General features: G+C 69.0%; 21 protein-coding genes and 2 pseudogenes. 9 read left to right on the top strand and 14 right to left on the bottom strand.

The genetic code is table 11. The features are described 5' to 3' along the window. Positions 1–63 precede the first annotated feature (63 nt). The 5 genes from AC07Y4_RS28345 (at position 64) to AC07Y4_RS28365 (ending at position 4,900) form a co-directional block, all read left to right on the top strand. Positions 64–393: a hypothetical protein gene (locus tag AC07Y4_RS28345; protein ID WP_495275445.1), complete on the top strand. Its 330-nt coding sequence runs from the start codon at positions 64–66 to the stop codon at positions 391–393. Then, positions 383–1,135: an MINDY family deubiquitinase gene (locus AC07Y4_RS28350; protein ID WP_495275446.1), complete on the top strand. Its 753-nt coding sequence runs from the start codon at positions 383–385 to the stop codon at positions 1,133–1,135. The genes AC07Y4_RS28345 and AC07Y4_RS28350 overlap by 11 nt, the downstream gene beginning before the upstream one ends. A gap of 447 nt (positions 1,136–1,582) precedes the next feature. Continuing rightward, positions 1,583–2,230 carry a hypothetical protein gene (locus AC07Y4_RS28355; protein ID WP_495275447.1) on the top strand — a complete coding sequence of 216 codons (648 nt, stop codon included), beginning with the start codon at positions 1,583–1,585 and terminating at the stop codon, positions 2,228–2,230. A gap of 229 nt (positions 2,231–2,459) precedes the next feature. Continuing rightward, complete coding sequence (locus tag AC07Y4_RS28360) at positions 2,460–3,767, top strand: MFS transporter (RefSeq protein WP_095743482.1); 1,308 nt, start codon at positions 2,460–2,462, stop codon at positions 3,765–3,767. A 152-nt stretch (positions 3,768–3,919) separates the two neighbouring features. Next, positions 3,920–4,900, top strand: a complete 981-nt coding sequence (locus AC07Y4_RS28365; protein WP_095743481.1) for an AraC-like ligand-binding domain-containing protein — start codon at positions 3,920–3,922, stop codon at positions 4,898–4,900. A gap of 10 nt (positions 4,901–4,910) precedes the next feature. Here AC07Y4_RS28365 and AC07Y4_RS28370 read toward each other — a convergent pair whose 3' ends face one another. Continuing rightward, positions 4,911–6,209: a hypothetical protein gene (locus AC07Y4_RS28370; RefSeq protein WP_495275448.1), complete on the bottom strand. Its 1,299-nt coding sequence runs from the start codon at positions 6,207–6,209 to the stop codon at positions 4,911–4,913. Between the two features lie 4 nt (positions 6,210–6,213). Then, a complete protein-coding gene (locus tag AC07Y4_RS28375) occupies positions 6,214–7,203 on the bottom strand; it encodes a tripartite tricarboxylate transporter substrate binding protein (RefSeq protein ID WP_495275449.1) in 990 nt (329 codons plus the stop codon). A 154-nt stretch (positions 7,204–7,357) separates the two neighbouring features. Here AC07Y4_RS28375 and AC07Y4_RS28380 point away from each other — a divergent pair, with 154 nt between their 5' ends. Next, positions 7,358–8,290: a LysR substrate-binding domain-containing protein gene (locus AC07Y4_RS28380; protein WP_369631123.1), complete on the top strand. Its 933-nt coding sequence runs from the start codon at positions 7,358–7,360 to the stop codon at positions 8,288–8,290. Here the strand turns inward: AC07Y4_RS28380 and AC07Y4_RS28385 are convergent. The 10 genes and pseudogenes from AC07Y4_RS28385 to AC07Y4_RS28430 all read right to left on the bottom strand — a co-directional run. Next, positions 8,287–8,994 carry an ABC transporter ATP-binding protein gene (locus tag AC07Y4_RS28385; RefSeq protein ID WP_495275450.1) on the bottom strand — a complete coding sequence of 236 codons (708 nt, stop codon included), beginning with the start codon at positions 8,992–8,994 and terminating at the stop codon, positions 8,287–8,289. The two genes, AC07Y4_RS28380 and AC07Y4_RS28385, sit on opposite strands and share 4 nt — an antisense overlap. Before the next feature lie 7 nt (positions 8,995–9,001). Further along, a complete protein-coding gene (locus AC07Y4_RS28390) occupies positions 9,002–9,709 on the bottom strand; it encodes an ABC transporter ATP-binding protein (protein ID WP_095743476.1) in 708 nt (235 codons plus the stop codon). Further along, the gene (locus AC07Y4_RS28395; RefSeq protein ID WP_495275451.1) at positions 9,706–10,776 is read right to left on the bottom strand and encodes a branched-chain amino acid ABC transporter permease; all 1,071 of its coding nucleotides are present in this window, start codon (positions 10,774–10,776) and stop codon (positions 9,706–9,708) included. Before AC07Y4_RS28395 ends, AC07Y4_RS28390 begins: the two co-directional genes overlap by 4 nt. Beyond that, positions 10,773–11,642, bottom strand: coding sequence for a branched-chain amino acid ABC transporter permease (locus AC07Y4_RS28400; RefSeq protein ID WP_495275452.1), 870 nt, complete (start codon positions 11,640–11,642; stop codon positions 10,773–10,775). The genes AC07Y4_RS28395 and AC07Y4_RS28400 overlap by 4 nt, the downstream gene beginning before the upstream one ends. Positions 11,643–11,654: 12 nt before the next feature. Continuing rightward, positions 11,655–12,920, bottom strand: a complete 1,266-nt coding sequence (locus AC07Y4_RS28405) for an ABC transporter substrate-binding protein (RefSeq protein ID WP_495275453.1) — start codon at positions 12,918–12,920, stop codon at positions 11,655–11,657. Between the two features lie 42 nt (positions 12,921–12,962). Continuing rightward, the gene (locus tag AC07Y4_RS28410; protein WP_495275454.1) at positions 12,963–14,465 is read right to left on the bottom strand and encodes an aldehyde dehydrogenase family protein; all 1,503 of its coding nucleotides are present in this window, start codon (positions 14,463–14,465) and stop codon (positions 12,963–12,965) included. A 46-nt stretch (positions 14,466–14,511) separates the two neighbouring features. After that, positions 14,512–14,904, bottom strand: a complete 393-nt coding sequence (locus AC07Y4_RS28415; protein ID WP_095949463.1) for a nuclear transport factor 2 family protein — start codon at positions 14,902–14,904, stop codon at positions 14,512–14,514. A gap of 28 nt (positions 14,905–14,932) precedes the next feature. Then, positions 14,933–15,733, bottom strand: coding sequence for a MoaF C-terminal domain-containing protein (locus tag AC07Y4_RS28420; RefSeq protein WP_495275455.1), 801 nt, complete (start codon positions 15,731–15,733; stop codon positions 14,933–14,935). Between the two features lie 15 nt (positions 15,734–15,748). After that, complete coding sequence (locus AC07Y4_RS28425) at positions 15,749–16,555, bottom strand: SDR family NAD(P)-dependent oxidoreductase (RefSeq protein WP_495275456.1); 807 nt, start codon at positions 16,553–16,555, stop codon at positions 15,749–15,751. Between the two features lie 79 nt (positions 16,556–16,634). Next, positions 16,635–18,227, bottom strand: a pseudogene (locus AC07Y4_RS28430) (GMC family oxidoreductase); the annotation flags it as partial. 143 nt (positions 18,228–18,370) lie between these two features. On the opposite strand from AC07Y4_RS28430, the gene hemE reads away from it, so the two are divergent. Together hemE and priA are read left to right on the top strand one after the other, a co-directional pair. Then, entirely contained in the window at positions 18,371–19,480 is a 1,110-nt protein-coding gene (gene hemE, locus AC07Y4_RS28435) for a uroporphyrinogen decarboxylase (RefSeq protein ID WP_495275457.1), read from the top strand. A gap of 479 nt (positions 19,481–19,959) precedes the next feature. Then, positions 19,960–22,041, top strand: a complete 2,082-nt coding sequence (gene priA, locus AC07Y4_RS28440) for a replication restart helicase PriA (protein ID WP_489061042.1) — start codon at positions 19,960–19,962, stop codon at positions 22,039–22,041. A 38-nt stretch (positions 22,042–22,079) separates the two neighbouring features. Here priA and AC07Y4_RS28445 read toward each other — a convergent pair whose 3' ends face one another. Together AC07Y4_RS28445 and AC07Y4_RS28450 are read right to left on the bottom strand one after the other, a co-directional pair. After that, positions 22,080–23,723 (bottom strand): S41 family peptidase, encoded by a 1,644-nt coding sequence (locus AC07Y4_RS28445; protein ID WP_495275458.1) that lies wholly within the window; start codon positions 23,721–23,723, stop codon positions 22,080–22,082. A 116-nt stretch (positions 23,724–23,839) separates the two neighbouring features. Further along, entirely contained in the window at positions 23,840–24,049 is a 210-nt protein-coding gene (locus tag AC07Y4_RS28450; protein WP_447740821.1) for a hypothetical protein, read from the bottom strand. A gap of 288 nt (positions 24,050–24,337) precedes the next feature. Between AC07Y4_RS28450 and AC07Y4_RS28455 the strand changes: the two are divergent. Beyond that, positions 24,338–24,778, top strand: a pseudogene (locus AC07Y4_RS28455) (hypothetical protein); the annotation flags it as partial.

Here is a 24,778-nt window from a genome sequence, read left to right on the forward strand (position 1 = left end):
TGAGCCGGCTGGCTCGCAAAGAGGGTGGGTCAATATTCGATGGAAATCGCGGGTCAGGATTCCATGGAAATCAACACCATCGCGTTCTCCGACATTCTTCCAATCGAACTTCCCCTGGCACGAAAGGCTGCCTATGACCTCCTTGAAAACGTGGGCCTCGGCGGCCTGTCCATCGACGTGGATGCGATGGCCAAAGCCGAGGGAGGTGGCACCGGCTACCGCATGCAGCCTTGGGAAGAAGACGGCTTCGCGTGCGACGAACTGGTCAAGCGCCTTTGGGTCGGTGATTCTGACAATCATCTACCTGAACCCGGCTTTTGCACAACTGCGCTCCGCTACGCCCTTAGAGGTCGGGGTAGCGGCACCTCAGAAGCAGCCAGCCATGCGAACTGAAGCCGAGAAGAAATCCCAGCGCGAGGCCTACAAGGAGGAGGCTCAAAGAGCCCAGGATGCCTATGACAACTTCCGCTACACCGACGCGCAGCGCGAGCAGACGATCGAGTTCATCGCGGCGGCGATGAGGGTGATTCGTGGCGAGGTCGAGTTCGACAGCTTGAAACGCTTGCTGCCTGTCCTGCGCACGGGCATCGGGCTGAAGCCAAACACCAGCGCCAGATTTGATTTCGATTCGAGTTTCTTGAATAAGTGGACCGGCATCGACATGAGCACGATTCCGAAGCGGGATGGCAGCGCGGGCTTCGAACCTGTGTGGTTCCAGATCGACTTCGGCCCCGAAATGAACATCCCGCGCGAGCGCCTGGAGACGCTGCTGCAGCTCAAGGTCGTACATGGGTGGACCATGGACGGGGGAAATCTTCGGTGGGAGATGGCTCCGCTCCATGGCTTGCCATATTTCAATGGCGGCTCATTCCTGTATTCACCCCTGAAGCAGCCACAGGAGGATTTTGATGTTGAAGTCAGATTCACCTACCTGAACGGCCCGGGCAAGGATCCCTGGACAGCGCAGAGGCTTGTGCGTCTTCAAATCATCCGCGACTACTTGACGCCCGAGCAGATCAAGAAGCGCAACGACCAGAAGCTCCGCCATCTGCCTCAGACCGGTGAGCGCGCCCCGAAGGACGGGCACTGCGCGGCGGTGTTTGCAGACGACGCTTTGACCGCTTCGCCCCCTTGAGCAGCGCACATGCACCTATAGCGAAGGCCAGTGGCTAGGAGTGATGGATGCCCCAAACCCCACGACCAGGCAGCGGCAACCTGTGTACGCGTGGTGGCAGTTGCTGGGGTCCGATCGACTGGCGACCGAACTGAATAGGCTTTTTCCATCGAGCGGACAACAGAGGCTTTGAACAGAGCCGCAGTGCACGAGAGGCCGCAAATGACCTTTAAGACGTCGGCCTTGGCGGCCTGTCCATCGACCTGGATGCGATGGCTAAGGCCAAGGGAGGCGGCTCTGGCGACCACATGCCCCCTTGGGAAGAAGACAGCTTCGCATGCGACGAGTTGGTCGAGCGCCTTTAGAGCGGTGATCCTGACAATCTGCTGCCTGAACCCGGCTTTTGCACAACTGCTCTCCGCTACGCCGTCCAGGCCCGGGAGAGCAGTACCCTGGGAGGAATCAGCCATGCAAACTGAAGCCGAGAAGAAAGCTCAACGTGCGGCGTACAAGGTAGAGGCGCAGAGGGCTCAGGCTGCCTATGACAACTTCCGCTACACCGACGCGCAGCGCGAGCAGACCATCGAGTTCATCGGTGCGGCCATGCAGGTGATTCGCGGCGAGGCTGAGTTCGACAGTCTGAAGCAGTTGCTTCCTGTCACCGGCACGGGTATGGGGTTGAGGCCGAACACCAGCTCCAGATTCGATTTCGATTCGGATTTTTTGAACAAGTGGACCGGCATCGACGTGAGCACGATCCCGAAACGGGATGGCCGCGCGGGCTTCGAGCCAGCGTGGTTCCAGATCGATTTCCGTCCCCCAATGAACATCCCACGCGAGCGCCTAGAGGAGCTGCTGCAGCTCAAGGTCGTGCATGGGTGGAGCCCGGACGGGGGTAACCTTCAATTTGAAATGGCCCCGCTTCATGGCTTGCCCTATTTCAATGGCGGCTCATTCTTGTACTCACCGCTGAAGCAGCCACAGGGGGATTTTGATGTTGAGGTCAGGTTCACCTATCTGAACGGCCCCGACAAAGATCCCTGGACCGCCACGAGACTCAGTGATATTCAAATCCGTCGCCAATATCTGGTCTCAGAGCCCGTCAAGCTGCGCTGACCAGCAGTTCGACTTCCATCCCCGACGGTGATCCATGGCAACTCCTGGCCGATTTCAATCGACATGAGGACTGAAGACCCTTCCTTTGGATTGCGCCGCACAAGGCACCTGCACAAGCGCCCAAGCACGCGCGGCGCTGCATTGACAGCTACCTGACTCCCTTCGTCAGGTCCCGGTCGGGAACCCCGACCTACCCTTGGGCCCACAACACCGCCCCAGGGGACACACCATGACTTCCGCGCCTGCCAACGCGCATTCCTCCTCGAAATTCGCCACCGTCCTGCGCGTGACCGGCGGCAACTTCATGGAGATGTTCGACTTCTTCCTGTTCGGCTTCTACGCCACGCAGATCTCGAAGGCCTTCTTCCCCGCGGGCAACGAGTTCGCGTCGCTGATGCTGACCTTCATGACCTTCGGCGCGGGCTTCCTGATGCGGCCGCTGGGCGCCATCTTTCTCGGCGCGTACGTCGACCGCGTCGGCCGGCGCCAGGGGCTGATCGTCACGCTCGCGCTGATGGCCGTCGGCACGCTGCTCATCGCCTGCGTGCCGAGCTACGCGACCATCGGCGTGATCGCGCCGCTGCTGGTGCTGGTCGGACGGCTGCTGCAGGGCTTCTCGGCCGGCGTGGAGCTGGGCGGCGTGTCGGTGTACCTGTCGGAAATGGCCACGCCGGGCCGCAAGGGCTTCTACGTGAGCTGGCAGTCGGCCAGCCAGCAGGTGGCGATCGTCGTGGCGGCCGCGCTCGGCTACTGGCTCAACGTGACTTTCACGCCCCAGGAGATCGGCGACTTCTACTGGCGCATTCCCTTCTTCGTCGGCTGCCTGATCGTGCCGGTGCTGTTCATCATCCGCCGCTCGCTGCAGGAGACCGAGGAGTTCATGGCGCGCAAGCACCGCCCCGACGCGCGCGAGATCTTCCGCTCGATGGTGGCCAACTGGGGCCTCGTGGTCGCCGGGATGATGCTGGTGTCGATGACCACCGTGTCGTTCTACCTGATCACCGTCTACACGCCCACCTTCGGCAAGGCCGTGCTGCACCTGAGCACGACCGACGCGCTGATCGTCACGCTGTGCGTGGCCATTTCCAACTTCTTCTGGCTGCCGGTCATGGGCTCGCTGTCGGACCGCGTGGGGCGCAAGCCGCTGCTCGTGCTGTTCACCGTGCTGACCATCCTCACGGCCTACCCGTCGCTCAAGTGGCTGGTCGGCGCACCGAGCTTCGCGCGCATGCTCGAGGTGGAGCTGTGGCTGTCGTTCCTGTACGCCAGCTACAACGGCGCGATGGTGGTGGCGCTCACCGAGGTGATGCCGGTCAGCGTGCGCACCGCCGGCTTCTCGCTGGCCTACAGCCTCGCCACGGCCCTGTTCGGCGGCTTCACGCCGGCGATTGCCACGGGCCTGATCGAGATGACCGGCGACAAGGGCGCGCCCGGCCTGTGGATGACGGCCGCCGCGGCCTGCGGGCTGATCGCGACGCTCATGCTGTACCGCCGCAATGTCGACCCGGCCGACGCGGGCCGCGTGCCCGTCGTCTGAGAAAGTGTGAACCGCGGGCATTGACCCAGCGCGCACCGGCCGTTGACCGGGAGCGCACCGCCCCTGCCGCCCCGGGTGGAAGTACCGATGATGGCGCGCGCCGACCTGCCTATCCTGCACCAGCGCTTCCGGCGCCCCCTGGGAACCACGGCATGAACGCACACCACTTCAGCACCCGGCTCGAACACCCGGCCGACCGGCAGGCCTGCTGGGGCCGCATCAACGAGTCGTACTTCGGCGCGCTGCGCGTGCAGTGCCTCGACCCCGGCCCGTTCGACGCCCGCATGGACGCCTACGAGCTCGGGCCCCTGGGCATGTTCATGATCGAGGCGCCCTCGCACCGCGTGGCGCGGCCCGACACGCACCGCGAGATCGCGCTCGACGAGCACTACAAGCTGGTGCTGCAGCTCGAAGGCCACGGCCACATCTCACAGCGCGACCGCGAGTTCCACCTGCATCCGGGCGACTGGAGCCTGTACGACCCGCGCGTGCCCTACGCCATCACCAACCCCGAGCGCTCGCGCCTGCTGGCCATCACGATCCCGCGCCAGCAGTTCAAGGGCATGAAGATGCCCGACCTGCACACCTGCGAAGCCCACACGCCGGCCATGCAGGGGCTGTACGCGGTGCTCGGCTCCTTCCTCACCTCGCTGGCCGACCAGTTGCCTTCGCTGCCCAACGCCGTCGGCCGCTCGGTCAGCGACACCGTGCTGGGCCTGCTGGCCTCCACGCTCGCCACGCACGCCGACGAGCAGTTCGGCGCACAGCCGCTGCCCGGCGTGCTGAAGGCGCGCGTGAAGCAGTTCGTGCACGCGCACCTGGCCGACCCGGCCCTGTCACTGGACCTCATCGCGCAGCAGCTGCGCTGCTCCAAGCGCTACCTGCACCGCGTGTTCGAGGACGAAGACCAGACGCTCGACCGCTTCATCTGGCAGATGCGCCTGGAGCGCTGCAGCGAGGCGCTGCGCCAGGCCGCGGGCGGCCGCGCCTCGGTGTCGGAGATCGCCTTCGCCTGGGGCTTCAACAGCAGCGCGCATTTCTGCCGCGTGTTCAAGGCGCAGTACGGCGTGTCGCCGCGCGAGTTCCAGCGGCGCGAGGCGCAGCGGGCGATGTCGCCGGCGCTCACGCACTAGGCGCCCCCCTTCAGGGGCTGCCCACGATCCCCGACACGTCGACGATGTACATCTGCCGCTGCGATTCGTGCACCGAGTCAATGCACACCTGCAGCCCGTCGCGGCGCCAGCGCGGGTGCAGGTCGCACCGGTTCTCCTTGCTCAGCTCGGGCGTGGCGTAGAAGCTGCCCAGGTCGTGGCGACGGCCGGTGGCCATGTCGAACAGGAACAGCACGCGCTCGTGCGTGCGGGCGTCGGGGTAGGTGTCGCTCAGCAGCCAGCGCGTGTTGACCGGCGAGAAGGTCATGTGGCCGTTCTCCACCAGCACGCCGTCGCCGATCACGCGGACCTCGCCGCCCACGCGGTCGTGGTACAGGTGGTAGTGGATCTTTCCGGCGTGCGGACCCCACACGATGATGTGTTCGTCGTCCTGCCACAGCGGATGCGAGATCTGGTACTCGGACTTCTCGTAGTCGAAGGTGCCCACGGCCGTCGGGTCGAAGTCGTCCGCCAGCTGCGGCAGCGGGTGGTCGGAGCACTCCAGCAGGCGCAGGTCTGAGCCGTCGGGGTTCATCGTGAGCAGGCGGTGCAAGAAGCAGGTCTCGTCCTCGACGCGCTCGGTCCAGCGGTGCAGGAACAGCACGCGCGACGACGACGGGTTGACCTCGATGTGGCTCACCCAGTGGATCGCCTTGTCCATCGACGCGCGCGGGTGGAATTGGCGCAGGTCCTCGTAGCTCACCAGCAACCGCGCCGTGCCGGTGGCCAGGTCGGTCGCGTGGATGCCGTCGTCGGCCGGTGCCAGCGGCAGGTCGAACGGCCCGCCAGCCTCGCTGTAGCCGATGGTCCGGTGCGTGATGTACAGGCGCCGGTAGTCCACGCTCAAGGCCCAGCGGCTGTCGGGCGCCACCACGTAGATTGGCAGGGGCAGCAGGCGCTTGGCGCCGGTGTCGACATCGAGCACCGCGGCGCCGAAGCCGGGGTAGAACGCATCGGCATCGCCGGTGCGGCTGTTGTAGACCAACTGGCGCCCCGGCGCGCCGTCGAGCCACTGCAGCTGGCTGCCCATCTGCCAGTTCCATGCGGTGGTGTCGCCCACCGCATGGAAGCGGTCGTTGTCCTGCAGGTCGAAGTAGCCGATGCGTGCTGCCGCCGTCGGCGTGAGTTCGGCGTCCATCCAGGGCACCTGCTGCGCCAGCAGGTAGCGCCCGCTGCGGTCCCAGGCGCTCTTGTTGTAGTAGCCGAAGAAATGGTGCTGCGCGCCGTCGCCCACGCGGCGGCGGGGCACGGGCGCGAGACGGGGTTGTTCAAGAAGTGGGTTCGACGACATGGGTTCACTCCGCGGCGATGCGGCCTTGCTGGATCACCTGGTCCCAGCGCAGCTTCTCGGCCGCGATGAACTTCGTCGCGACATCTCGCGTGTTCGCCACCGGCCTCATGCCCTGCTCCGACAGGCCCTGGCGGAACTCCGGCGCCGCAACGATCTTGCGAATGTCGGCATTGAGCTTGTCGGCGATGGCGTCGGGCACCTTGGCGCTCACCGCCACCGTGGTCCACGAGGTGGCCTCGAAGGCCGGGAAGCCCGACTCGATCGCGGTCGGCACCTCGGGCAGTGCCGGCAGGCGGGCCTTGCCGGTCACGGCCAGCGCCTTGAGCTTGCCGCCGCGGATGTGGGCCAGCGTGGTCGGCGGGTTCTCGAACATCAGCTGGATCTGCCCGGCCAGCAGGTCGTTCAGCGCGGCCGTGCTGCCCTTGTAGGGCACGTGCACGAGCGGTGCGTTGGCGGTGAGCTTGAACAGCTCGCCGATCATGTGCACCGACGACCCCACGCCGGCCGAGCCGAAGTTGATCGTGTCCGGCTGCTTGCGCGCCAGCGCCACCAGCTGCTTCAGGTCGTTGGCGGGCAGCGCGGGGTGGGCGACCACGACGTGCGGCATCTCGGCCAGCACCGTGACCACCTTCAGGTCGGTCGCGGGGTCGTAGCTCAGCTTCTTGAACACGCCGTAGGTCGCGTGCAGCCCGATCGAGCCGAGCAGCAGCGTGTAGCCGTCGGCTGGTGCGTCGGCCACGAACTTGCCGCCGATGTGCCCGCCGGCGCCGGGCTTGTTGTCGACCACCACCGACTGCTTGTACAGCTTGCCCAGCCGGTCGGCCAGCATGCGGGCCTGCACGTCGGAGCTGCCGCCGGCGGTGAAGGGCACCACGAGCCGGATCATGCGGTCGGGGTAGGCCTGCGGCTGCGATGCCTGCGACGTCGAGGCGACGCCCAGGGCCAGTGCGAGAAGGCCGAGGCCGGCGGCCCTGCGGGGCCAGTGCTGTGTCATGCGTCTTCCTTGCTGTGCGCCGCGACGGCGCGATGGAGGGGGTGGATAGGGCGCAGTCTAGGAACGCAGCATCATTCTGAAAAATTCATTTTCATTCACAGGCTATGCAGAAAAGATATGCCATGCTTTCCGCCGTACAGCCCAGGAGCCCCGCATGTCGCGCCCGTTGAACTTCCGCCAGATCGAGGCCTTCCGTGCCGTGATGCAGACCGGCACCACCACTGCCGCGGCGGCGCTGCTGCACACCACGCAGCCGTCCGTGAGCCGCCTGCTCTCGCAGATCCAGCATGCCACCGGGCTCAAGCTGTTCGACATCCACAAGGGGCGGCTGCGCCCCACGCACGAGGCGCGCCAGCTGTTCGACACGGTGCAGCGCCACTTCCTGGGCCTGGACCGCATCGAGCAGAGCGTGGCGGTGCTGCGCAAGTCGGGCGCGGGGTCGCTGCGCGTGGGCTGCACGCCGGCGCTCGGGCTCGGTGTGATGCCGCAGGTGATCCATGCCTTCTCGCGGCTGCACCCCGAAGTGCACGTCAACCTGCAGACCGTCGGCACGCACGCCTTGCGCGAAGGCCTGCTCTACGGCCTGTACGACGTCGCGCTCAGCACCGCCGCCTTCCACGACCCGCAGCTCGACGCGGTCAGCCTGCACAAGGCCAGCGCGGTGTGCGTCGTGCATCCCGGGCATGCGCTGGCGCACCGCGACGCCGTCCATGTGCGCGACCTGAAGCAGCAGGTGCTGCTCACGCTCAATGCCGACGACGAGATCCACCAGCAGTTCCAGCGCACGCTGCAGCAGCACCGCATCGAATGCGCCGCCACGGTCGAGACCACCTACTCGGTCACCATCTGCATGATGGCGGCGCAGGGCACCGGCGTCGGCATCGTCAACCCCTACGTGGCTTCGGTGTTCGCGCGCGACCTGAAGATCCTGCCGCTGTCGCCGCGCTGCCCGGTGGAGGTGTCGATGGCGTTCTCGCCGCAGTCGGCGCCTTCGGCCATCGCCGAGGAGTTCACCGCGCGGCTGCGCGACTACTTCCAGGCCTTCGTGATGCCCACCGCACGGAAGGCGCAGAAGGAGCGCGCCTAGGCCGCCGCGAGGTAGCTGCTGTGCAGGATCTCCGGCCGGCTGCGCAGTTCTTCCGACGAGCCCGCAAAGGCCATGCGCCCACGCTCCAGCACATAGGCGCGGCTCGACACGGCCAGCGCCACCGTCGTGAACTGCTCGATCAGCAGCACGCCCACGCCCTCGCCCGCGACCTGCTGCACCACCTCGACCAGCCGCTTGACCACCGCGGGCGCGAGCCCCAGCGAGAGTTCGTCGATGGCCAGGTAGCGCGGTTTTCCGATGAGCGCCTGCGCGATGCAGACCATCTGCTTCTGTCCACCCGACAGCGAACGTGCGGGCAGCGCGAGCTTCACGCGCAGTTCTGGGAACACGCCGAGCACGCGCTCGACCGCATCGGCCACCGTGGCCGCGGGCAGCGCGGTCGCAGCGGCGCGCAGGTTGTCGAGCACCGACAGCTCGCCGAGCACGCGATGCCCCTCCGGCACCACCGCCACACCCAGCGCACGCACGCGCTCGGGCCGCTGCCCGTGCAGCGCGTGGCCTTCGACCTCGATGCGCCCGCCCGCGAGCGGCAGCACGCCGCCGATGGCCATCACGGTGCTCGACTTGCCCGCGCCGTTGGCGCCCAGCAGCGCCGTCACCTCGCCCGGCGGCACCTGCAGTTCGATGCCGTGCAGCACGGCCTTGCCGCCGCGCTGCAGGCGCAGATCCGTGACGTTCAGCATGGGGTTCTCACTCCGTTCCCAGGTAGGCCTTGCGCACGGCCGGATCGTCGAGCACCTCGCGCGTGGGGCCGAGCGCGAGGCGGCGGCCGAAGTCGAGCACCAGGGTCTGCGTGCAGGTCGCGGCGATCAGGTCGACGTCGTGGTCGATGAGCAGCACCTGCGCGCCGCAGAAGGTGTGCACCGCGCCGATCGTGCGGCGCAGCACGCCGGCCTCCTGCTCGGTGAGGCCGGCGCCGGGCTCGTCGAGCAGCAGCAGCTTGGGCGCGCCGACCAGCGACTTCGCGAGCTCCAGCATGCGGCGCTGGAACAGGTTGAGGCGGTGCCCCATGACGGTCGCCACGTCGAGCAGGCCGGTGTGCGACAGCGCGCGCGCCACCTGCGACGCGGCCTCGCCGCGCGCGTGCGGCACGTGGTCGAGCAGCGCGCGCACGTTGTCCCACACGCTGAGGTCTTCCACCACCTGCTCGGTCTGGAACGAGCGGCGCAGGCCGAAGCGCACGCGCGCGATGGGCTTCAGACCCAGCAGGTCGGCGCCGTCCACCGCCACGCGGCCGGCGCTGGGCGACACGAGGCCGCTGAGCACATTGACCAGCGTGGTCTTGCCCGCGCCGTTCGGCCCGATGAGGCCGCACACGGGCGCATCGAGCTGCGCCGTGAGCGCGTCGATGGCCTTGACGCCGCCGAAGGCGACGGTGAGATCGTCGATGCGGATCATGGCGCGGCGTCCTTGTCCTTCGGTGCGGCGAAGCGTTGGCGCACCGCATCGAACACGCCCATCAGCTGCCCCGCGATGCCGCTCGGCGCCGTGATGAGCGCATGCAGCAGCGCCACGCCGAAGAAGATCATCGCGAGGTAGCCGTTGACGCCGAAGTCGGTCAGCAGCGCCGGCACCGCGCGCAGCAGCAACCCGGCGATGAGCGCACCGGCCCAGTGGTACACGCCGCCCACCACCGTGAGCGCGAACAGCATCACCGATTCGCCCGCCGTGAAGGCGCGCCCGTCGAGCTGCCCCACGCCGCCCGCGAGCAGCGCACCGGCCACGCCGGCGCAGAAGCCCGCGAGCCCGAAGGCCCAGGTCTGGTAGCGCAGGATGTTCACGCCGGCCGCCACCGCCGCCGCCTCCCCGCGCCGGATCAGCGCCCACGAGCGGCCCGCGCGCGTGCGCCGGTGCAGCTCGATCAGCGCCAGCACCGCGGCCAGCCACACGGCCACGTAGCGGAAGTACGCGGCATCGGACAGCGCCAGCGCGGGCCGCGGCATCATCAGCCGCTCGCTGCCGAACACGCGGCCCAACCAGCCCGCGCCGCCGTCGGGAAAGCCCGTCACGTTGACGACCACCTGGAAGCCGCCCGCCATCATCATCGTGACGAGCGCCAGGTACAGCCCCTTGAGCCGCAGCGCCGGCAGGCCCGCGAGCATGCCCACGACGCACGACAGCAGCCCGCCCGCGAGCACCGACAGTTCGAAGGGCCAGCCGAGCCCGTGCCCCGCGCGCAGCGCGACCCAGCCGCCCGCGCCCAGCAGCGCGTACTGGCACAGCGACACCAGCCCGAGCTGGCCATACAGCAGCGCCACGCCCGCCGCCGCGACCGATAGCGCGAGCGACGACGTGAGCGTCTTGATCCAGTACGCATTGGCGAACCACGGCACGGCCCAGCCGATCAGCAGCACGCAAGCCACCATGAGCACGAGCGAGCGGCGGGCGCGGCGCGTGGCCTGTGCCAGCGCGGCAGGTGCTGCGTCGGACGCGGGCATGGTGCCTTCGAGGATCGACGCGTTCATGCCGAGCGCGTCCCCGCGCGGTAGAAGACGATCATCGCCAGCGCGATGAGGAACGGCGTGGCCGTGCGAAAGGCCGCGAAGCCCGGCACCGTGATCGCCAGCGCCTCCAGCACGCCGATCGCGATGCCGCCCGCCACGGTCGCCGGCAGCGAATGCAGCCGGCCGATGATCGCGGCGGCGAAGGCCGGAATCACGAGAAAGGTCAGCAGCGTGGCCTGCAGCCGCACGATGTTGGCCAGCAGCAGCCCGCACACGCCCGCGAAGGCACCGCTCAAGATCCACGCCACCGTGTCGACGCCGAGCACGCGGATGCCGAGCAGCGCGCTCAGGTCGCGGTCGTTGGCCAGCGCGCGCATCTTCAGCCCCACGCGCGTCTTCGACAGCAGCAAGCCGACGCCGCCCATCATCAGCACCGCGAGCGCCAGGCCGAGCGCGCGTGTGTGCGTGAGCCGCACCTCGACCTCGTCGAGCACGAACTCGAGCGCGCCGCCGTCGGTCGGCAGCACGAGGCGGCGCGGCTGCTCGCCCCAGGTCCACTCGGTGAAGCCCACCACCACGAGCGCGAAGCCCAGGGTGGCGATGCTGCGGATGGTCGGGTCGCGGTGCGACAGGCGCGGCGCCAGCAGGCGTCCGTAGGCCAGCGACAGCGCCATGGCCGCGAGCACGGCCGCGCACCACGCCAGACCCTGCGGCCAGTCGGCTTCGAGCAGCGTCCAGGCCACATACGCGCCGAGCGCGCCGATGGCCCCGAAGGCGAAGTTCAGCACGCCCGACGAGCGATAGAGCACCACCAACCCCACGCCCGAGAGCGCATACACCGCGCCCAGGCCCAGGCCCGAGATGACGAAAGGCAGGTAGTCCTCCATGGCCCGGCGCGCTTACTTCAGGCCCATCTTCTGCTCGTCGGCACGGATGTCGACCAGCTCCGGGTCGTCCGCCGTGAGGCAGCCGCCGGGCGCAAAGCGCCAGCCGTTGCCGTCCGGGCTGGCCATGGGCCCGCTGTTGTTGGCGTTGTGGCGGTTGCCGCTGCCCACGTAGAAGGGCTTGCACAGGATGTCGCTGCGGAAGTCGCTCACCTTGCGCAGCGCATCGGTCACGCCGGCGCGGTCGATCTTCTTCGGGTCCATCTTCAGCATCGCCTGCGTGGCCAGGCGCGCGGCCAGGTAGCCGGCCTGCGAGAAGGTGTCGCGCGGGTCGCTCTTGGCACCATGCTTGTCCATCACGGCCAGCCAGTTCTTGTTGTCGGGCCCGGCCGATTCGAGCGGGTTGAATTCGAGGTTGACGTCGAAGTTGCCCTTCCAGTACGGCCCGATGGCCTTGGGCACGTCGACGTTGTAGGCCGGCGCGGCCGACACGAAGTGGATCTTCTTGCCCAGGTTCTGCTGCTCGGCCGCGGCCAGCATCGGCACGAGGATGCCCTTGGGTACGTTCATGATGATGGTGTCGGGCTTCTTCGCGGCGGCCTGCAGCATGGTCGAGGTGGCGTCAGCCGAGCCGGGGTCGATGGTGAGGGTCTCGACCGTCACGCCGTTCTTCTTGCCCCATTCCTTCGGCCCCTCGCAGGCCCAGTTGCCCAGGCTCGGGATGTTCGGAATGATGCAGACCATCTTCTTCGCCTTGTACTTCTGCGCGGCGTACATCGCGGCGATGGTGGCCGACACCCGCGGCCCCGCGTTCACCGGCACGTAGTTGCGCGCGTTGAAGCATTCGCGCGGCACGCCGGTGCCGGCGATGACCATCACGCCCTCGTCGGCGTACATCTTGGCGTTGGCGCCGCACTCCACGAAGCTGGTGCTGCCCACGAGCGCGACCACCCTGCGGTCCTTCACGAGCTTGGAGGCCACCTGCGCGGCCGTCTCGGGGTTCCACTGGTCGTCGAGCACGAGGTAGTCGACCGGGCGGCCGTGGATGCCGCCGTTGGCGTTGACGCACTTGAAGTACGCGGCCGCCGCCTGGCCCGAGGCGCTGAAGTCGTCGGGGCCGGTCTTGCCGACCACCGCGCCGATGGGAATGGGCTCGCCCGTGGCGGGCTTGCCGGTGTTGAGGCCGCAGTCGGGGCCCGCCTGCGCCCAGGCGCCGCTGAAACCGGCCAGGCCCAGCGCGCCGGCAACGGCCGACAGCGCGATTCGTCTTTTGCTTTGCATGAGGTGTCTCCTTCTTTCTGGGTGATCGAAACCGGGGCGGGGCTACACCGCCATGCACACGCTCTTGAGTTCGGTGAAGCTCTCCACCGCCGCGCGCCCCAGGTCGCGCCCGCTGCCCGACTGCTTCACGCCGCCCAGCGGCAGCGCGTTGTCGAGCACGTTGTGCGCGTTGACCCAGACCACGCCCGCCTGCAGGCGCGGCACGATGCGGTGCACAGCCGAGAGGTCGTTCGACCAGACGCTGGCCGCCAGGCCGTAGGCGCTGTCGTTGGCCAGACGCACTGCGTCGTCCACGTCGTCGAAGGGCACGACCGTCGCGACCGGGCCGAACACTTCCTCGCGCGCGATGCGCATCGAGGGCTGCGCGTCGACGAACACGGTGGGCTGCACGAAGCAGCCGCCGTCGAAAGCCTGGCGCCCGCCCGTGACCAGCGTGGCGCCTTCGGCCACGGCGCCGTCGATGTGCGCCATCACGCGCGCCAGGTGGCGCTTGGACACGAGCGGCCCGAACTGCGCCTTCGGGTCGAAGCCCGAGCCGATGTGCAGGCCCTCGGCGGCCTGCGTGAGGCGGCGCACCACCTCGTCGAACAGGCTGCGCTGCACGTACACGCGAGAGCCTGCCGTGCACACCTGGCCCTGGTGAAAGAAGATGCCGTTGGCCGCGCCCTGCGCCGCCGCCACCGGGTCGGCGTCGCCCAGCACGATGAGCGGCGACTTGCCGCCCAGCTCCAGCGTGAAGCGCGCCATGCTGTCGACGGCCGCATGGCCGATGTGCCGGCCCACCGCCGTCGAGCCGGTGAAGCTGATCTTGCGGACGTCCGGGTGCGCCGCCAGCGCTGCGCCGGCCGTGGCGCCGCGCCCGCACACCACGTTGAGCGCGCCCGGCGGAAAGCCCGCCTCCAGCGCCAGCTCGGCCAGCCGCAGCGCGGTGAGCGGCGTTTCTTCGGACGGCTTGAGCACCACGGTGCAGCCGGCCGCGAGCGCGGGCGCCACCTTCCACAGTGCGATGGCGAGCGGAAAGTTCCACGGCACGATGGCCGCGACCACGCCCACCGGCTCGCGCCGCGTGTACGTGACCCACTGCGCGCCGGGGATGCCGATGGAGTTGTCGAGCGTCTGGCCTTCGAGCTTGGTGGCCCAGCCCGCCATGTAGCGCACGAACTCCGCGCCCGCCCCCACGTCGACCATGCGCGCGATGCCGCGCAGCTTGCCGCTTTGCAGGGTTTCGAGCGCGCTGAGTTCGTCGGCGTGCGACTCGATGAGCGTCGAAAGCGTGTACAGCATGCGCTCGCGGTCGGCCGGGCGCAGCGACTTCCACGCGGCGCTCTCGAAGGTGCGGCGCGCGCCGGCGACGGCGGCGTGCACGTCGTCCGCGTCGCTGTCGGGCGCCTCGGCCACGGTCATCTCGGTGGCCGGGTCGACCACCGGCAGGTACTGCCCGTTGCGGGGCACGACCTCGTGGCCGTCGATGTGGTTGCCGCGGCGGCGCTGCGCCAGCAGGCCCACCTGGCCGAGGTGTTCGATCGACAGGTCGCGCAGATTCATGGGCGGGCTCCGGGAAGGGATGCGAGGGATGCGAAAGAAAGCGGCGTCACGGCTGCATGGCGCGCGCGACGAGCAGCGTGTCGGTGAACTGCTCGAAGCGCCGCACCTTTCCGCCCTGCACCTGCCACACGTGCGTGACGCGGGCCTGCATCGGCTTGCCCGTGGTGCGGTGGCGCGCGTGGTAGTCGCCGATGCCGACCACGGTGTCGCCGCCGTCGACCAGCCGCTCGAGCACGAAGCGGTAGCCCTCCCACTCGGCGCCGAGCACCTGGAAGACCTTCTCGACCACCTGCGCGGGGCCGACGTGCGTGCCGGCGCAGGGAAAGCCGGCCATCTCGGTCCACTGCACGTCGTTGGCCACGTCGGCGAACATCGCGGCGAGGTCGTGGCGGTCGGAGGCGGCGTAGTGGTCGGCCACGATCTGGTAAGGGGTGCGCATGACAAAAAGCTCCTGGACAACGGTGAAGTCAGACGGGCCCGAACTCGGGCGGGTAGAAGGTCTGCGAGGCCTTGCGCATGAAAGCGCCGGCGGGGTTGTTGGCGATCGCGCCGGTGCCGGTGAGCCCGAGGAACTTGCCGGTCGAGCGGCCGTTCGCGAAGTCGAAGAAGAACACCGACGCGACCGGAATCAGGAACTCGCGGAAGGTGAAGACGTACTGGTCGTCGTCGAACTTCCAGTAGCTCGCGAGGTCGACGTCGCCGTGGCCGCGCTGCACGCCCACCAGGCACTGCCAGGCGTAGCGCTCGGCGCTCAGGTAGGTGTGCTCGTAGGTGTGGTTGGGGCTGTAGGTCTGCCATGTGCGCAGGCCGATGAGGTCGCGCGTGGCGTGCGGTGCGCTGCCAGTGGCAGTGCCGCCTTCGAGCGTGCCGGGCCAGAAGTCCTGCGGCACGCGCGGCGGGCCCGCGGCCTCGTCGGCGCCGACGATGCGGCAGCGGATCGCGAGCACGCGGCGCGTGCGCGTGTTGACGACGACGGTCAGCGCCTCGCTGGGTCGGCTGGCCTGCGTGATGTCGAGGAAGAAGGTGTCGGGCGCGACCTCGATGGCCTCGTACCAGTCGCCCTGGCCTTGCCCGCCGCGTGCGCCGTCTTCGTGCCAGTCGAGCGTGTGCTGCGCGCGCGGCTGCAGCGTGAGCTGGAAGCCGGGCAGCGCGAGCCGCAGCGTCTGGCCGGCGAGTGCGTCGGTGGCGGGCAGGCGGTTGGTTGCGATGCCGAGGGCGAACTGGTCGTAGGTCTTCCAGTCGGCGGGTTTCGTGGTGTCGGTGCTCATGGCGTCTTTCCTTCTTCAGGCGTCGTGCGCGAAGGCGATGGTGGGCAGATCGACCGCGGACGCACCGCCATCGACCATCAGCGAACTGCCGCTGACCATCGCGGCCAGCGGCGAGGCGAGGAACAGCACGGCGTTCGCCACGTCGTCCGGGCTGGCGGCGCGGCCCATGGGCACGTCGCGCGTGACGAGGGCGTAGGCCGCGTCGGCATCGCCCAGGCGGTATTTGTCGACCAGCACCTGCATCTGCTCGTCGGCCATCTCGGTGCGCACCCAGCCGGGGCACACGGCGTTCACGCGCACGCCCTGCTGTCCGTAGTCGCGCGCCAGCGAACGCACGAGGCCGATGAGCGCGTGCTTCATGGTCACGTAGCCGACCACGCCCGGCCCCGCGAAGTGGCCCGCGAGCGACGAGAGCACGACGATGTTGCCGCGCCGCGCGATGAGCTCGGGCAGCAGCTCGCGCGCGCAGACGAAGGCGGTGTCGAGGTTCAGGCGCGTGGACAGCGCCCACGAGGCGTCGTCGGTCGAAAGCGCATCGCCCACGCCGTGGCCGCCCGCGTTGGCGACCAGCACATCGACGCCGCCGAAGCGTTCGCGCGCGGCGGCCAGTGCGCGCTGCACGTCGGAAGTGTTCGCCGCATCGCCCGCCACCGCGAGCCCGCCGAGCTTCGACGCCACCGCTTCGAGCTGCGCGAGGCGCCGCCCCATCAGCACCACGCGGCCGCCCGCTGCGACGAACTGCGCGGCCACCGCCGCACCGATACCGGTGCCGCCGCCGGTGATGAAGGCGACCTTGCCGGCCATGGAATCTGTAGCACTCATTCGCTCTGTCTCCTTGTTGGAAAGGACTCTAGGTTTCAGTGCGCTTCGGCGATTGACCGAACGTGCAATCTCAGTTGCCTGACAGCGCGAAGTCGGCGCAGCGTTCGGCCAGCATCACGGTCGGCGCGTTGGTGTTGCCGCTGACGATCGAAGGCATCACCGAGGCGTCGCACACGCGCAGCTTCGCCACGCCGTGCACGCGCATGCGCGCATCGACCACGGCCATGGGGTCGCGGCCCATGCGGCAGGTGCCGCTCGGGTGGTAGACGGTCTTGGCGCGCTCGCGCACGTAGGCCTCGAGGGCCTCGTCGGACATGTCGTCGGCGGCTGATGGCGCCAGCTCTTCGGACACCACCTCGCGCAGCGCCGGCGCGCGCAGGATGCGGCGCGCCAGCTTCACGCCGCGCACCAGCGTGTCGACGTCGGCCTGCGCCTGCAGGTAGCCGCCGTCGAACAGGATCGGCGCCATCGGGTCGGCGCTGCGCAGCGCCACGCGCCCGCGCGACTGCGGGCGCAGGAAGCAGGGGTTGATCGACAGGCCGTGGCCGGCCAGCGGTTCGCGGTCGACATCGCCCACGAGCACGGGCAGCACATGGAACTGCAGGTCGGGCCGGCCCTCGCCGGTGGTGTCGACGAAGCCGCCGCTCTCGACCACGTTCGACGTGAGCAGGCCGGAGCCGAACATCATCCATTGCAGGCCGTGCTTCAGCGCCGCCAGGCCGCGGTCGTTGCCCAGCAGGCTCACGGGCTCGCGCGTGCGGCCGTAGACCGACACCTCCAGATGGTCCTGGAAGTTCTCGCCCACGCCGGGCAGGTCTTTCACCACCGGCAGGCCCAGCGCCTGCAGCTGCGCGCCGGGGCCGATGCCCGAGAGCAGCAGGAGCTTGGGCGAGGCGAGCGCGCCGGCCGAGAGGATCACTTCGTCGCGCGCGGTGGCGATCACCTCTTCGCCGCCGCCGTTGCGGCCCGTGCGGTAGACCACGCCGGTGGCCGCGCCGTCCTGCATCAGCACGCGCAGCACGTGCGCGCCGGTCACCACGGTGAGCTTCGGGTCGTCGCGCACGGCCGCGAGGTAGGTGGCGGCGGTGCTCGCGCGCCGGCCTTCGAAGGTGGTGGTCTGGTAGAAGCCCACGCCGGCCTGGGCGGCGCCGTTGAAGTCGTCGTTGTAGGCCAGGCCGCTTTGCTGCGCGGCGCGCAGGAAGGCCAGGCTCAGCGGATGGCGAAAGCGCGTGTCGCTCACCTTCAGCGGCCCGTTCGTGCCGTGCAGCTCGCAGGCGAAGCGCGCGTTGCCCTCGGCCTTGCGGAACCACGGCAGCACGTCGCGCCAGCCCCAGCCCTCGCAGCCCTGCGCCTCCCAGCCGTCGTAATCGGCCGGCGTGCCGCGCACGTAGACCATGGCATTGACCGAACTGCCGCCGCCCAGCGTGCGACCCTGCGGCACGAACATCCGGCGGCCGGCGGCGGCGGGCTGCGGCTCGCTCTCGTAGGCCCAGGTGCGCTCGGTGCCGATCACGCGCACGAAGGTGGCGGGCATGTGGATGAAGCGGTCGTCGTCGGGCGGGCCCGCCTCCAGCAGCAGCACGCGGCGCCCGGCGCGCACCAGCCGGTGCGCCAGCACGCAGCCGGCCGAGCCGGCGCCCACCACCACCACATCGAAAACCTGCTGCGCCATGTCTGTTCCAGACCGAAGTTGTTGTCGGGAACGGATGCTCGCGGCTGGCGCGCGCCCTGGCGCATCGGGGCGGGTTGATGCAACGCAAAGTGCGCTGTCGGTCAACTCACGGCGAACGCGGGGGGCCCTGCGACAATCGGGCCATGCCTTTCGCCCCTTTGCAAAACGACACCTTCCTGCGGGCCTGCTGGCGCCAGGCCACCGACCACACGCCCGTCTGGCTGATGCGCCAGGCCGGCCGCTACCTGCCTGAATACGTTGCCACGCGCGCCAAGGCCGGCAGCTTCATGGGGCTGGCCACCAACACCGACTACGCCACCGAGGTCACGCTGCAGCCGCTGGCGCGCTACCCGCTGGACGCGGCCATCCTCTTTTCGGACATCCTCACCGTGCCCGACGCGATGGGCCTGGGCCTGTCGTTCGAGGCCGGCGAAGGCCCGCGCTTTGCGCGCCCGGTGCGCGACGAAGCGGCCGTGGCCGCGCTCGAAGTGCCCGACATGGACAAGCTGCGCTATGTGTTCGACGCCGTGGGCTCGATCCGCAAGGCGCTGAACGGCCGCGTACCGCTGATCGGCTTCTCGGGCAGCCCGTGGACGCTGGCCTGCTACATGGTCGAGGGCGCGGGCTCGAGCGACTACCGCCTCGTGAAGAGCATGCTGTACGGCCGCCCCGACCTGATGCACCGCATCCTCGCGGTCAATGCCGATTCGGTGGCCGCGTACCTCAACGCGCAGATCGACGCCGGCGCACAGGCGGTGATGATCTTCGACAGCTGGGGCGGCGTGCTGGCCGACGGCGCCTTCCACGAATTCAGCCTGGCCTACACCGCACGCGTGCTCGCCGGCCTGAAACGCAACGGCCCCGACGGCCAGCCGGTGCCGCGCATCGTCTTCACCAAGGGCGGCGGCCTGTGGCTGGGCGCCATGCGCGCGCTCGACTGCGAAGTGCTCGGCGTCGACTGGACCGTGAACCTGGCCGCCGCGCGCCGCCTCGTGGCCGAAGGCACCGAGGACAAGGCCAAGGCGATCCAGGGCAACATCGACCCGAACGTGCTGTTCGCCCCGCCCGCGGCCATCGAGGCCGAGGTCGGCAAGGTGCTGCAGGCCTTCGGCAAGCCCCACACCGACCGCAGCACCGCGGGCCCGACGCACATCTTCAACCTGGGCCACGGCATCAGCCAGTTCACGCCGCCCGACCATGTCGCGGCGCTGGTCCAGGCGGTGCACGACCAGTCGCGCGCGCTGCGCACTTGAGCTAACAAATGTGAACTGCCGACCGCCCGGTTGGCAGACTCAGCGCCCCCTGAAAGCCAGTCGCCCGGCGTTTGTCAAGCCCTAAAACGGCCCCGGACGCCCGACTTATGCACAAAACGCGTGTTGCACTGCGCAAGATTATCTGAGGGGGCATTGGTTCTGCTCCTAAACCAATAGCGACGCTAAGTGGTTGATTTATATAGGTTTTGATTTTTGCTTTTTTTACAGGCATTCCAGCGGAAGCCTTGAAAATCAAGGCTTCGGCGACTATCCAGCCGTCTTGTCAACAAAGTTATCCACAGAAACTCTGGATGACCGCCAAAGCGCTGTGAAATCAACAACTTAAGCGGTCTTGCTCCAAAACGCATTAACAAACCTTGCCAAAAAGGACGCCCAGCCCCTCCGCCGAATCGCCGCCCGAAGCCGGCGCGCCGACGGTCACATCCGCCACAAACGTCTCCTGCCCCTGGCGACTCGACATCGCGGTGCAGACGCCCGCGCATGCGGCGCTGGGTGACCTGCTGAGCTACGCCGGCGCCGAGCCGCTGGTACCGGGCACGCTGGTGCGGGTGCCGCTCGGCAAGCGCGAGGTGCTGGGCGTGGTCTGGAACGAGCCGACCTCGCTGGAAGGCGCCGAGCCCGACATGGCGCTGAAGCCCGTGGGCGCGGCGCTCGACGCGCTGGCGCCGCTGGGCGAGGCCTGGCGCGACCTGGTGGCGTTTGCCGGGCGCTACTACCAGCGCTCGATCGGCGAGATCGCGCTGGCCGCCCTGCCGCCGCAGCTGCGCGACCTGAGCACGACACAGCTGGCGCGCCGCCTCAAGCGCAAGACCACGGCCGGGCCGGTGGCCGAGACGGCCGAGTCCGCGAACCTGATCGCCCTCTCCGAAGAACAGACAGCCGCGCTGGCCCGCATCGAGGCCGAGACCGGCACCTTCCTGCTGGTCGGCAGCACCGGCAGCGGCAAGACCGAGGTCTACCTGCGCTGCGTGGCCAACCTGCTGGCGCGCGACCCCGAGGCGCAGGCGCTGGTGATGGTGCCCGAGATCAACCTCACGCCGCAGCTCGAGGCCCGCTTCAAGGCGCGCTTCGGCGACGAGGCCGTGGTGTCGCTGCACAGCGGCATGACGAATCCGCAGCGGCTGGCGAGCTGGCTGGCGGCGCACAGCGGCGCCGCGCGCATCGTGCTGGGCACGCGCATGGCGGTGTTCGCGTCGATCCCGGGGCTGAAGCTCATCGTGGTCGACGAGGAGCATGACCCGAGCTACAAGCAGCAGGAAGGCGCGCGCTACTCGGCACGCGACCTCGCCGTGTGGCGCGGCCAGCGCGAAAAGGCCAAGGTGATCCTGGGCTCGGCCACGCCCTCGCTCGAGAGCTGGCACCAGAGCCGGCCGCCCGAAGGCGATGACCCGGGCGGGCGCTATGTGCGGCTGGCCATGCCGTCGCGCATCGGCGCGGGCGCGCTGCCAGCCGTGCGGCTCGTGGACATGAACCTGCAGCCGCCGAAAACGGTGATCTCGGGCGCGCTGCTCGACGCCATCGGCCAGCGCATCGCGCGCGGCGAGCAGAGCATGATCTTCCTGAACCGGCGCGGCTATGCGCCGGTGCTGGCCTGCGGCGACTGCGGCTGGAAGAGCGAATGCCCGCACTGCAGCGCCTACCGCGTGTTCCACAAGATCGACCGCACGCTGCGCTGCCACCACTGCGGCTTCACCGAGCGCGTGCCGCGCGCCTGTCCGGCCTGCGGCAACCCCGACATCGCGCCCGTGGGCCGCGGCACCGAGCGGCTCGAAGAGCACCTGGCCGAGCTGTTCGCCGGCGTGAAGCATGCGGACGGCAGTGCGGTGCGCATCGCGCGCATCGACGCCGACAGTACCAAGAAACAAGGCGCGCTCGAATCGCAACTGGCCGCCGTGCATGCGGGCGAGGTCGACGTGCTCGTCGGCACGCAGATGATCGCCAAGGGCCACGACTTCCGCCGCATCACGCTGGTGGCCGCCGTGAACCCCGACGGCGCGCTGTTCTCCAGCGACTTCCGCGCGCCCGAGCGGCTGTTCAGCCTGCTGATGCAGTCGGCCGGCCGCGCGGGCCGCGATGCCGCCTACCTCGCGGCGCAAGGCGCCAAGGCCGAGATGTGGATCCAGACGCACCATGCGCCGCATCCGCTGTTCGCGGCGCTGCGCCGGCACGACTACGAGGCCTTCGCCAAGCAGCAGCTCGAAGAACGCCAGGCCGCCGCCATGCCGCCCTTCGCGTTCCAGGCGCTGGTGCGCGCCGACGCACGCGAGCAGGCGGTGGCGCAGGGCTTCCTGAACCTCGCGGCCGACCAGGCCGAGGCGCTGCCCGGCGCCGACCTGGTCACGCGCTATCCGGCGGTGCCGCTGGCGATCCAGCGCGTGGCGAACGTGGAGCGCGCGCAGATGCTCATCGAAAGCCCGTCACGCGCCGCGCTGCAACGCCTGCTGGCCGCCTGGCAGCCGCTGCTGCACGAGCTGCGGCGCACGCCCGAGGGCAAGGGCGTGATCCGCTGGCTGGTGGACGTGGACCCGCACAGCATCTGAGCGCGGCGCGCGTGCCTGCGCCTGCGCCTGCGCCTGCTTCAGCGCGGACGCAGGATGCGGTTGCGCAGGCCTTCGGGCTTGTGCAGCAAGGGCGCGGCGGGGCCGGCGACGGCACGCTTGGCGAGGCGCCCGGCCGGTGCGGCGGGGCAGGCCCCCGAGACCTGGTGCGCCAGTGCGGCGGCCAGGCGCGCCTCCTGCGGATCGCCGAGCGCACGGCTGAAATCGTCGGGCACGAAGCAGGTAGGCACGATGCCGTCCGGGTAGTCGCCGAAGCCCTTGGCGTTCACGCCCTGGAACTGCACGCTGAAGTAGGTGGTGCCGCAGTTGTCCTCGGGATAGAAGCCGTAGGGCTTGCCGCAGGTGGTGTCGCCGATCTGGACCACGTCGATGTCGATGCCGCGCAGGCCGTTGATGAACGCCTCGCTGGCCGAGCAGGTGTCGGGGCCCGTGAGCACGTAGACGCGTCGCAGATCGAGGCTGGGCAGCGGAAGGGGCGGGTCGATGGGAGAAAGAAAGCCCAGGGTGGTGGCCCAGAACGGCGTGGGCGCGAGCGTGTTGCCAGTCACCGGATCGCGCTCGGTGTGCTTGTTGTTGAACCGCACGGTCTCGAAGGTCTTGCCGCGCGTCTGCGTCTCGCCGGCGACCATGAAGCCCAGTTGACTGGCCAGGTCCAGATAGCCGCCGCCGTTGTAGCGCAGGTCGACGACCAGCTCGGTGGCCCGCTGCGCGCGCAGCCACTCCATGGCGGCCTTCAGTTGCAGTTCCGCCGTGCCGATGTGGTCGTTGAATTGCAGGTAGCCAACCGTGCGGCCCGCGTTCGGGAGCGTCTTGACGTTCTGGACGGGGGTCGAGATCACCGGCGCCGCCGTCAGCGTGATGTCGCGCGGGGTGTTGCTGCCCGCGTCGACGACGGTGAACCGCGTGGACGTCCCCGGTGCAGCGCCAAAGAGCGCCGCGTTGATGACATCGACGCCTTCCTGCGTGGGGTCGTTCACGAAATCGACGCCGTTGACCCCGAGCACCCGGGCGCCGCGCGGCAGGCCGGCGCCCGTCGTGGCCGCGGGAGAGCCGGGCTCCACGTACGCCACGCGCAGATCGCGCGGCGGGGAGAGGGCAAAGAAAGCCCACTGCGCGCCGTATCCGACGGACGAGCCGGCGCCCGAGAGCGCATTCCACTCCTCGGTGGTGTAGGTGAAATGGAACTGGTCCTTGTCCCTGCCCGAAGGCGTCACGGCGTGGGTCTTGAGCAGGTCGAAATAGTCGGCCGTGGCGTACAGCGCCGGGTCCAGGTCCGGCACCTCGTCGTACCAGAGGTAGGTGTCGTTGGTCCACGACCGCAGCCAGTTGTTCTCGTCGAGCGTGCGGCCGGTCTTGTCGGCGAAGGGCTTGCCGTCGGGGTCGGTGCCGGTGCGCGGCGCCGCGCAGCGGTCCTTGTAGAGGCTCGCGGTCCGGAACACGCCCTCGACCCACGGCGCGTTGCGCAAGGCATCGCCGTCGTCGGGCACGTCGGGTGGTGCCGTGGGTGGGGTGGTGGCAGGCGGCGGGGTGGCCGTGCCGCTGTTCGGCCAGAAGCTGACACCCGAGCCCCCGTCTCCCCCGCCACCGCACGCGACGAGCACGGCCATCGGAACGGACAGCAGCAGAAGGCGGGCGAAACGAAAACGCAGAGGAAAAAGAGACACGGCGAGGTTCCTGGAGGGCGGTAAGGCGCCGCCATCCTAGGAAGCTCTGCGTCGTTGCGCATTGGACCAAAGTCCTAGGCGCGGCCCGAACGCGCCGCGTCGGTCGTCAGCCGTCGTCAGTGGTAGCCGGTGGGCTCCTTGCCCATGTCGACGTAGCGCAGCTCGTTGTGCCGTCGCCGCGCAATGCTGTTCGGCCAGGCGAACACGACGAGGCTCAGCGCGGCCAGCGCGAGCGCGGCGCCCGTGCCGATCGTGCCGGCATGCCAGAACCAGCCCACCGCAGCGAGCCAGGTCAACCACATCAGGATGCGAACCAGTATTGCCATCGCGCGCCCCACTTGGACCCTTCACACCTTGGACTCGGAACCACTGTAGCAGTGCAACTGCATACGCAAGCATTCATCTGAAGAGATAACGCACGGTATGCCTTTAGACATGCCCTGGGATTACCCCGAAATAATCTGCAAAAAGAGTTGACGGTACCCCCGCCCTTGCACAAGCTGTGCCTGTGCGGTTCCATCGCTGGGTCCGCGGTGTTTCGTGCCCGCTCGCTTGATGCAAAGGTCGCCGTGAAATCGTCGTCTCTTCTGGCTGGGGTTGCTGTGGCTGTCGCCGTGTCGCTCTCGTACCTTGCCGCTGCGGGATCCGCGGGCGCGGCGGAGCTCGAACTGCAGGGTCGGCGGCTGGTGGTGTCGGGCACGCTCGACGGCAGCAAGGTCAAGGCCTTCACCGAACTCCTGAGCAGCGGCACGGTGCGCACCGTGGTCTTCGAAGATTCGTTCGGCGGCACCGCCGAAGCGGCCGGCGCGTACGCGGACGCGATCCGCGAGAGCGGCGTGCAGACCGAGGTGCGCGGCCATTGCATGGCGGCCTGCGCCTACGCCTTCCTGGCCGGCAAGACGCACCGCTTCGGCCACGGCCTGCAGGTCAACGGCATCCTGGTGCCGGTGGCGACCCGCCCCACGGCGGCCGAGTTGGCGGTGCGCTGGCGCGGCGAGGAAGCCCGCAAGACGCTGGCCGATTTCACGCCCGCCCCCGGCACCACCGACGCGGCC

Source organism: Variovorax sp. GW460-12-1-14-LB1 (assembly GCF_059423605.1).

What these genes read in the sequence shown, in the direction of transcription:
- AC07Y4_RS28385 (WP_495275450.1), bottom strand. Translation starts at nt 8,994, where the DNA reads ATGCTGAACGTCACGGATCTGCGCCTGCAGCGCGGCGGCAAGGCCGTG.
- AC07Y4_RS28360 (WP_095743482.1), top strand. Translation starts at nt 2,460, where the DNA reads ATGACTTCCGCGCCTGCCAACGCGCATTCCTCCTCGAAATTCGCCACC.
- AC07Y4_RS28390 (WP_095743476.1), bottom strand. Translation starts at nt 9,709, where the DNA reads ATGATCCGCATCGACGATCTCACCGTCGCCTTCGGCGGCGTCAAGGCC.
- AC07Y4_RS28405 (WP_495275453.1), bottom strand. Translation starts at nt 12,920, where the DNA reads ATGCAAAGCAAAAGACGAATCGCGCTGTCGGCCGTTGCCGGCGCGCTG.
- AC07Y4_RS28380 (WP_369631123.1), top strand. Translation starts at nt 7,358, where the DNA reads ATGTCGCGCCCGTTGAACTTCCGCCAGATCGAGGCCTTCCGTGCCGTG.
- AC07Y4_RS28450 (WP_447740821.1), bottom strand. Translation starts at nt 24,049, where the DNA reads ATGGCAATACTGGTTCGCATCCTGATGTGGTTGACCTGGCTCGCTGCG.
- AC07Y4_RS28345 (WP_495275445.1), top strand. Translation starts at nt 64, where the DNA reads ATGGAAATCAACACCATCGCGTTCTCCGACATTCTTCCAATCGAACTT.
- AC07Y4_RS28415 (WP_095949463.1), bottom strand. Translation starts at nt 14,904, where the DNA reads ATGCGCACCCCTTACCAGATCGTGGCCGACCACTACGCCGCCTCCGAC.
- AC07Y4_RS28400 (WP_495275452.1), bottom strand. Translation starts at nt 11,642, where the DNA reads ATGGAGGACTACCTGCCTTTCGTCATCTCGGGCCTGGGCCTGGGCGCG.
- AC07Y4_RS28375 (WP_495275449.1), bottom strand. Translation starts at nt 7,203, where the DNA reads ATGACACAGCACTGGCCCCGCAGGGCCGCCGGCCTCGGCCTTCTCGCA.
- AC07Y4_RS28365 (WP_095743481.1), top strand. Translation starts at nt 3,920, where the DNA reads ATGAACGCACACCACTTCAGCACCCGGCTCGAACACCCGGCCGACCGG.
- hemE (WP_495275457.1), top strand. Translation starts at nt 18,371, where the DNA reads ATGCCTTTCGCCCCTTTGCAAAACGACACCTTCCTGCGGGCCTGCTGG.
- AC07Y4_RS28370 (WP_495275448.1), bottom strand. Translation starts at nt 6,209, where the DNA reads ATGTCGTCGAACCCACTTCTTGAACAACCCCGTCTCGCGCCCGTGCCC.
- AC07Y4_RS28395 (WP_495275451.1), bottom strand. Translation starts at nt 10,776, where the DNA reads ATGAACGCGTCGATCCTCGAAGGCACCATGCCCGCGTCCGACGCAGCA.
- AC07Y4_RS28425 (WP_495275456.1), bottom strand. Translation starts at nt 16,555, where the DNA reads ATGAGTGCTACAGATTCCATGGCCGGCAAGGTCGCCTTCATCACCGGC.
- AC07Y4_RS28350 (WP_495275446.1), top strand. Translation starts at nt 383, where the DNA reads ATGCGAACTGAAGCCGAGAAGAAATCCCAGCGCGAGGCCTACAAGGAG.
- AC07Y4_RS28410 (WP_495275454.1), bottom strand. Translation starts at nt 14,465, where the DNA reads ATGAATCTGCGCGACCTGTCGATCGAACACCTCGGCCAGGTGGGCCTG.
- AC07Y4_RS28355 (WP_495275447.1), top strand. Translation starts at nt 1,583, where the DNA reads ATGCAAACTGAAGCCGAGAAGAAAGCTCAACGTGCGGCGTACAAGGTA.
- AC07Y4_RS28420 (WP_495275455.1), bottom strand. Translation starts at nt 15,733, where the DNA reads ATGAGCACCGACACCACGAAACCCGCCGACTGGAAGACCTACGACCAG.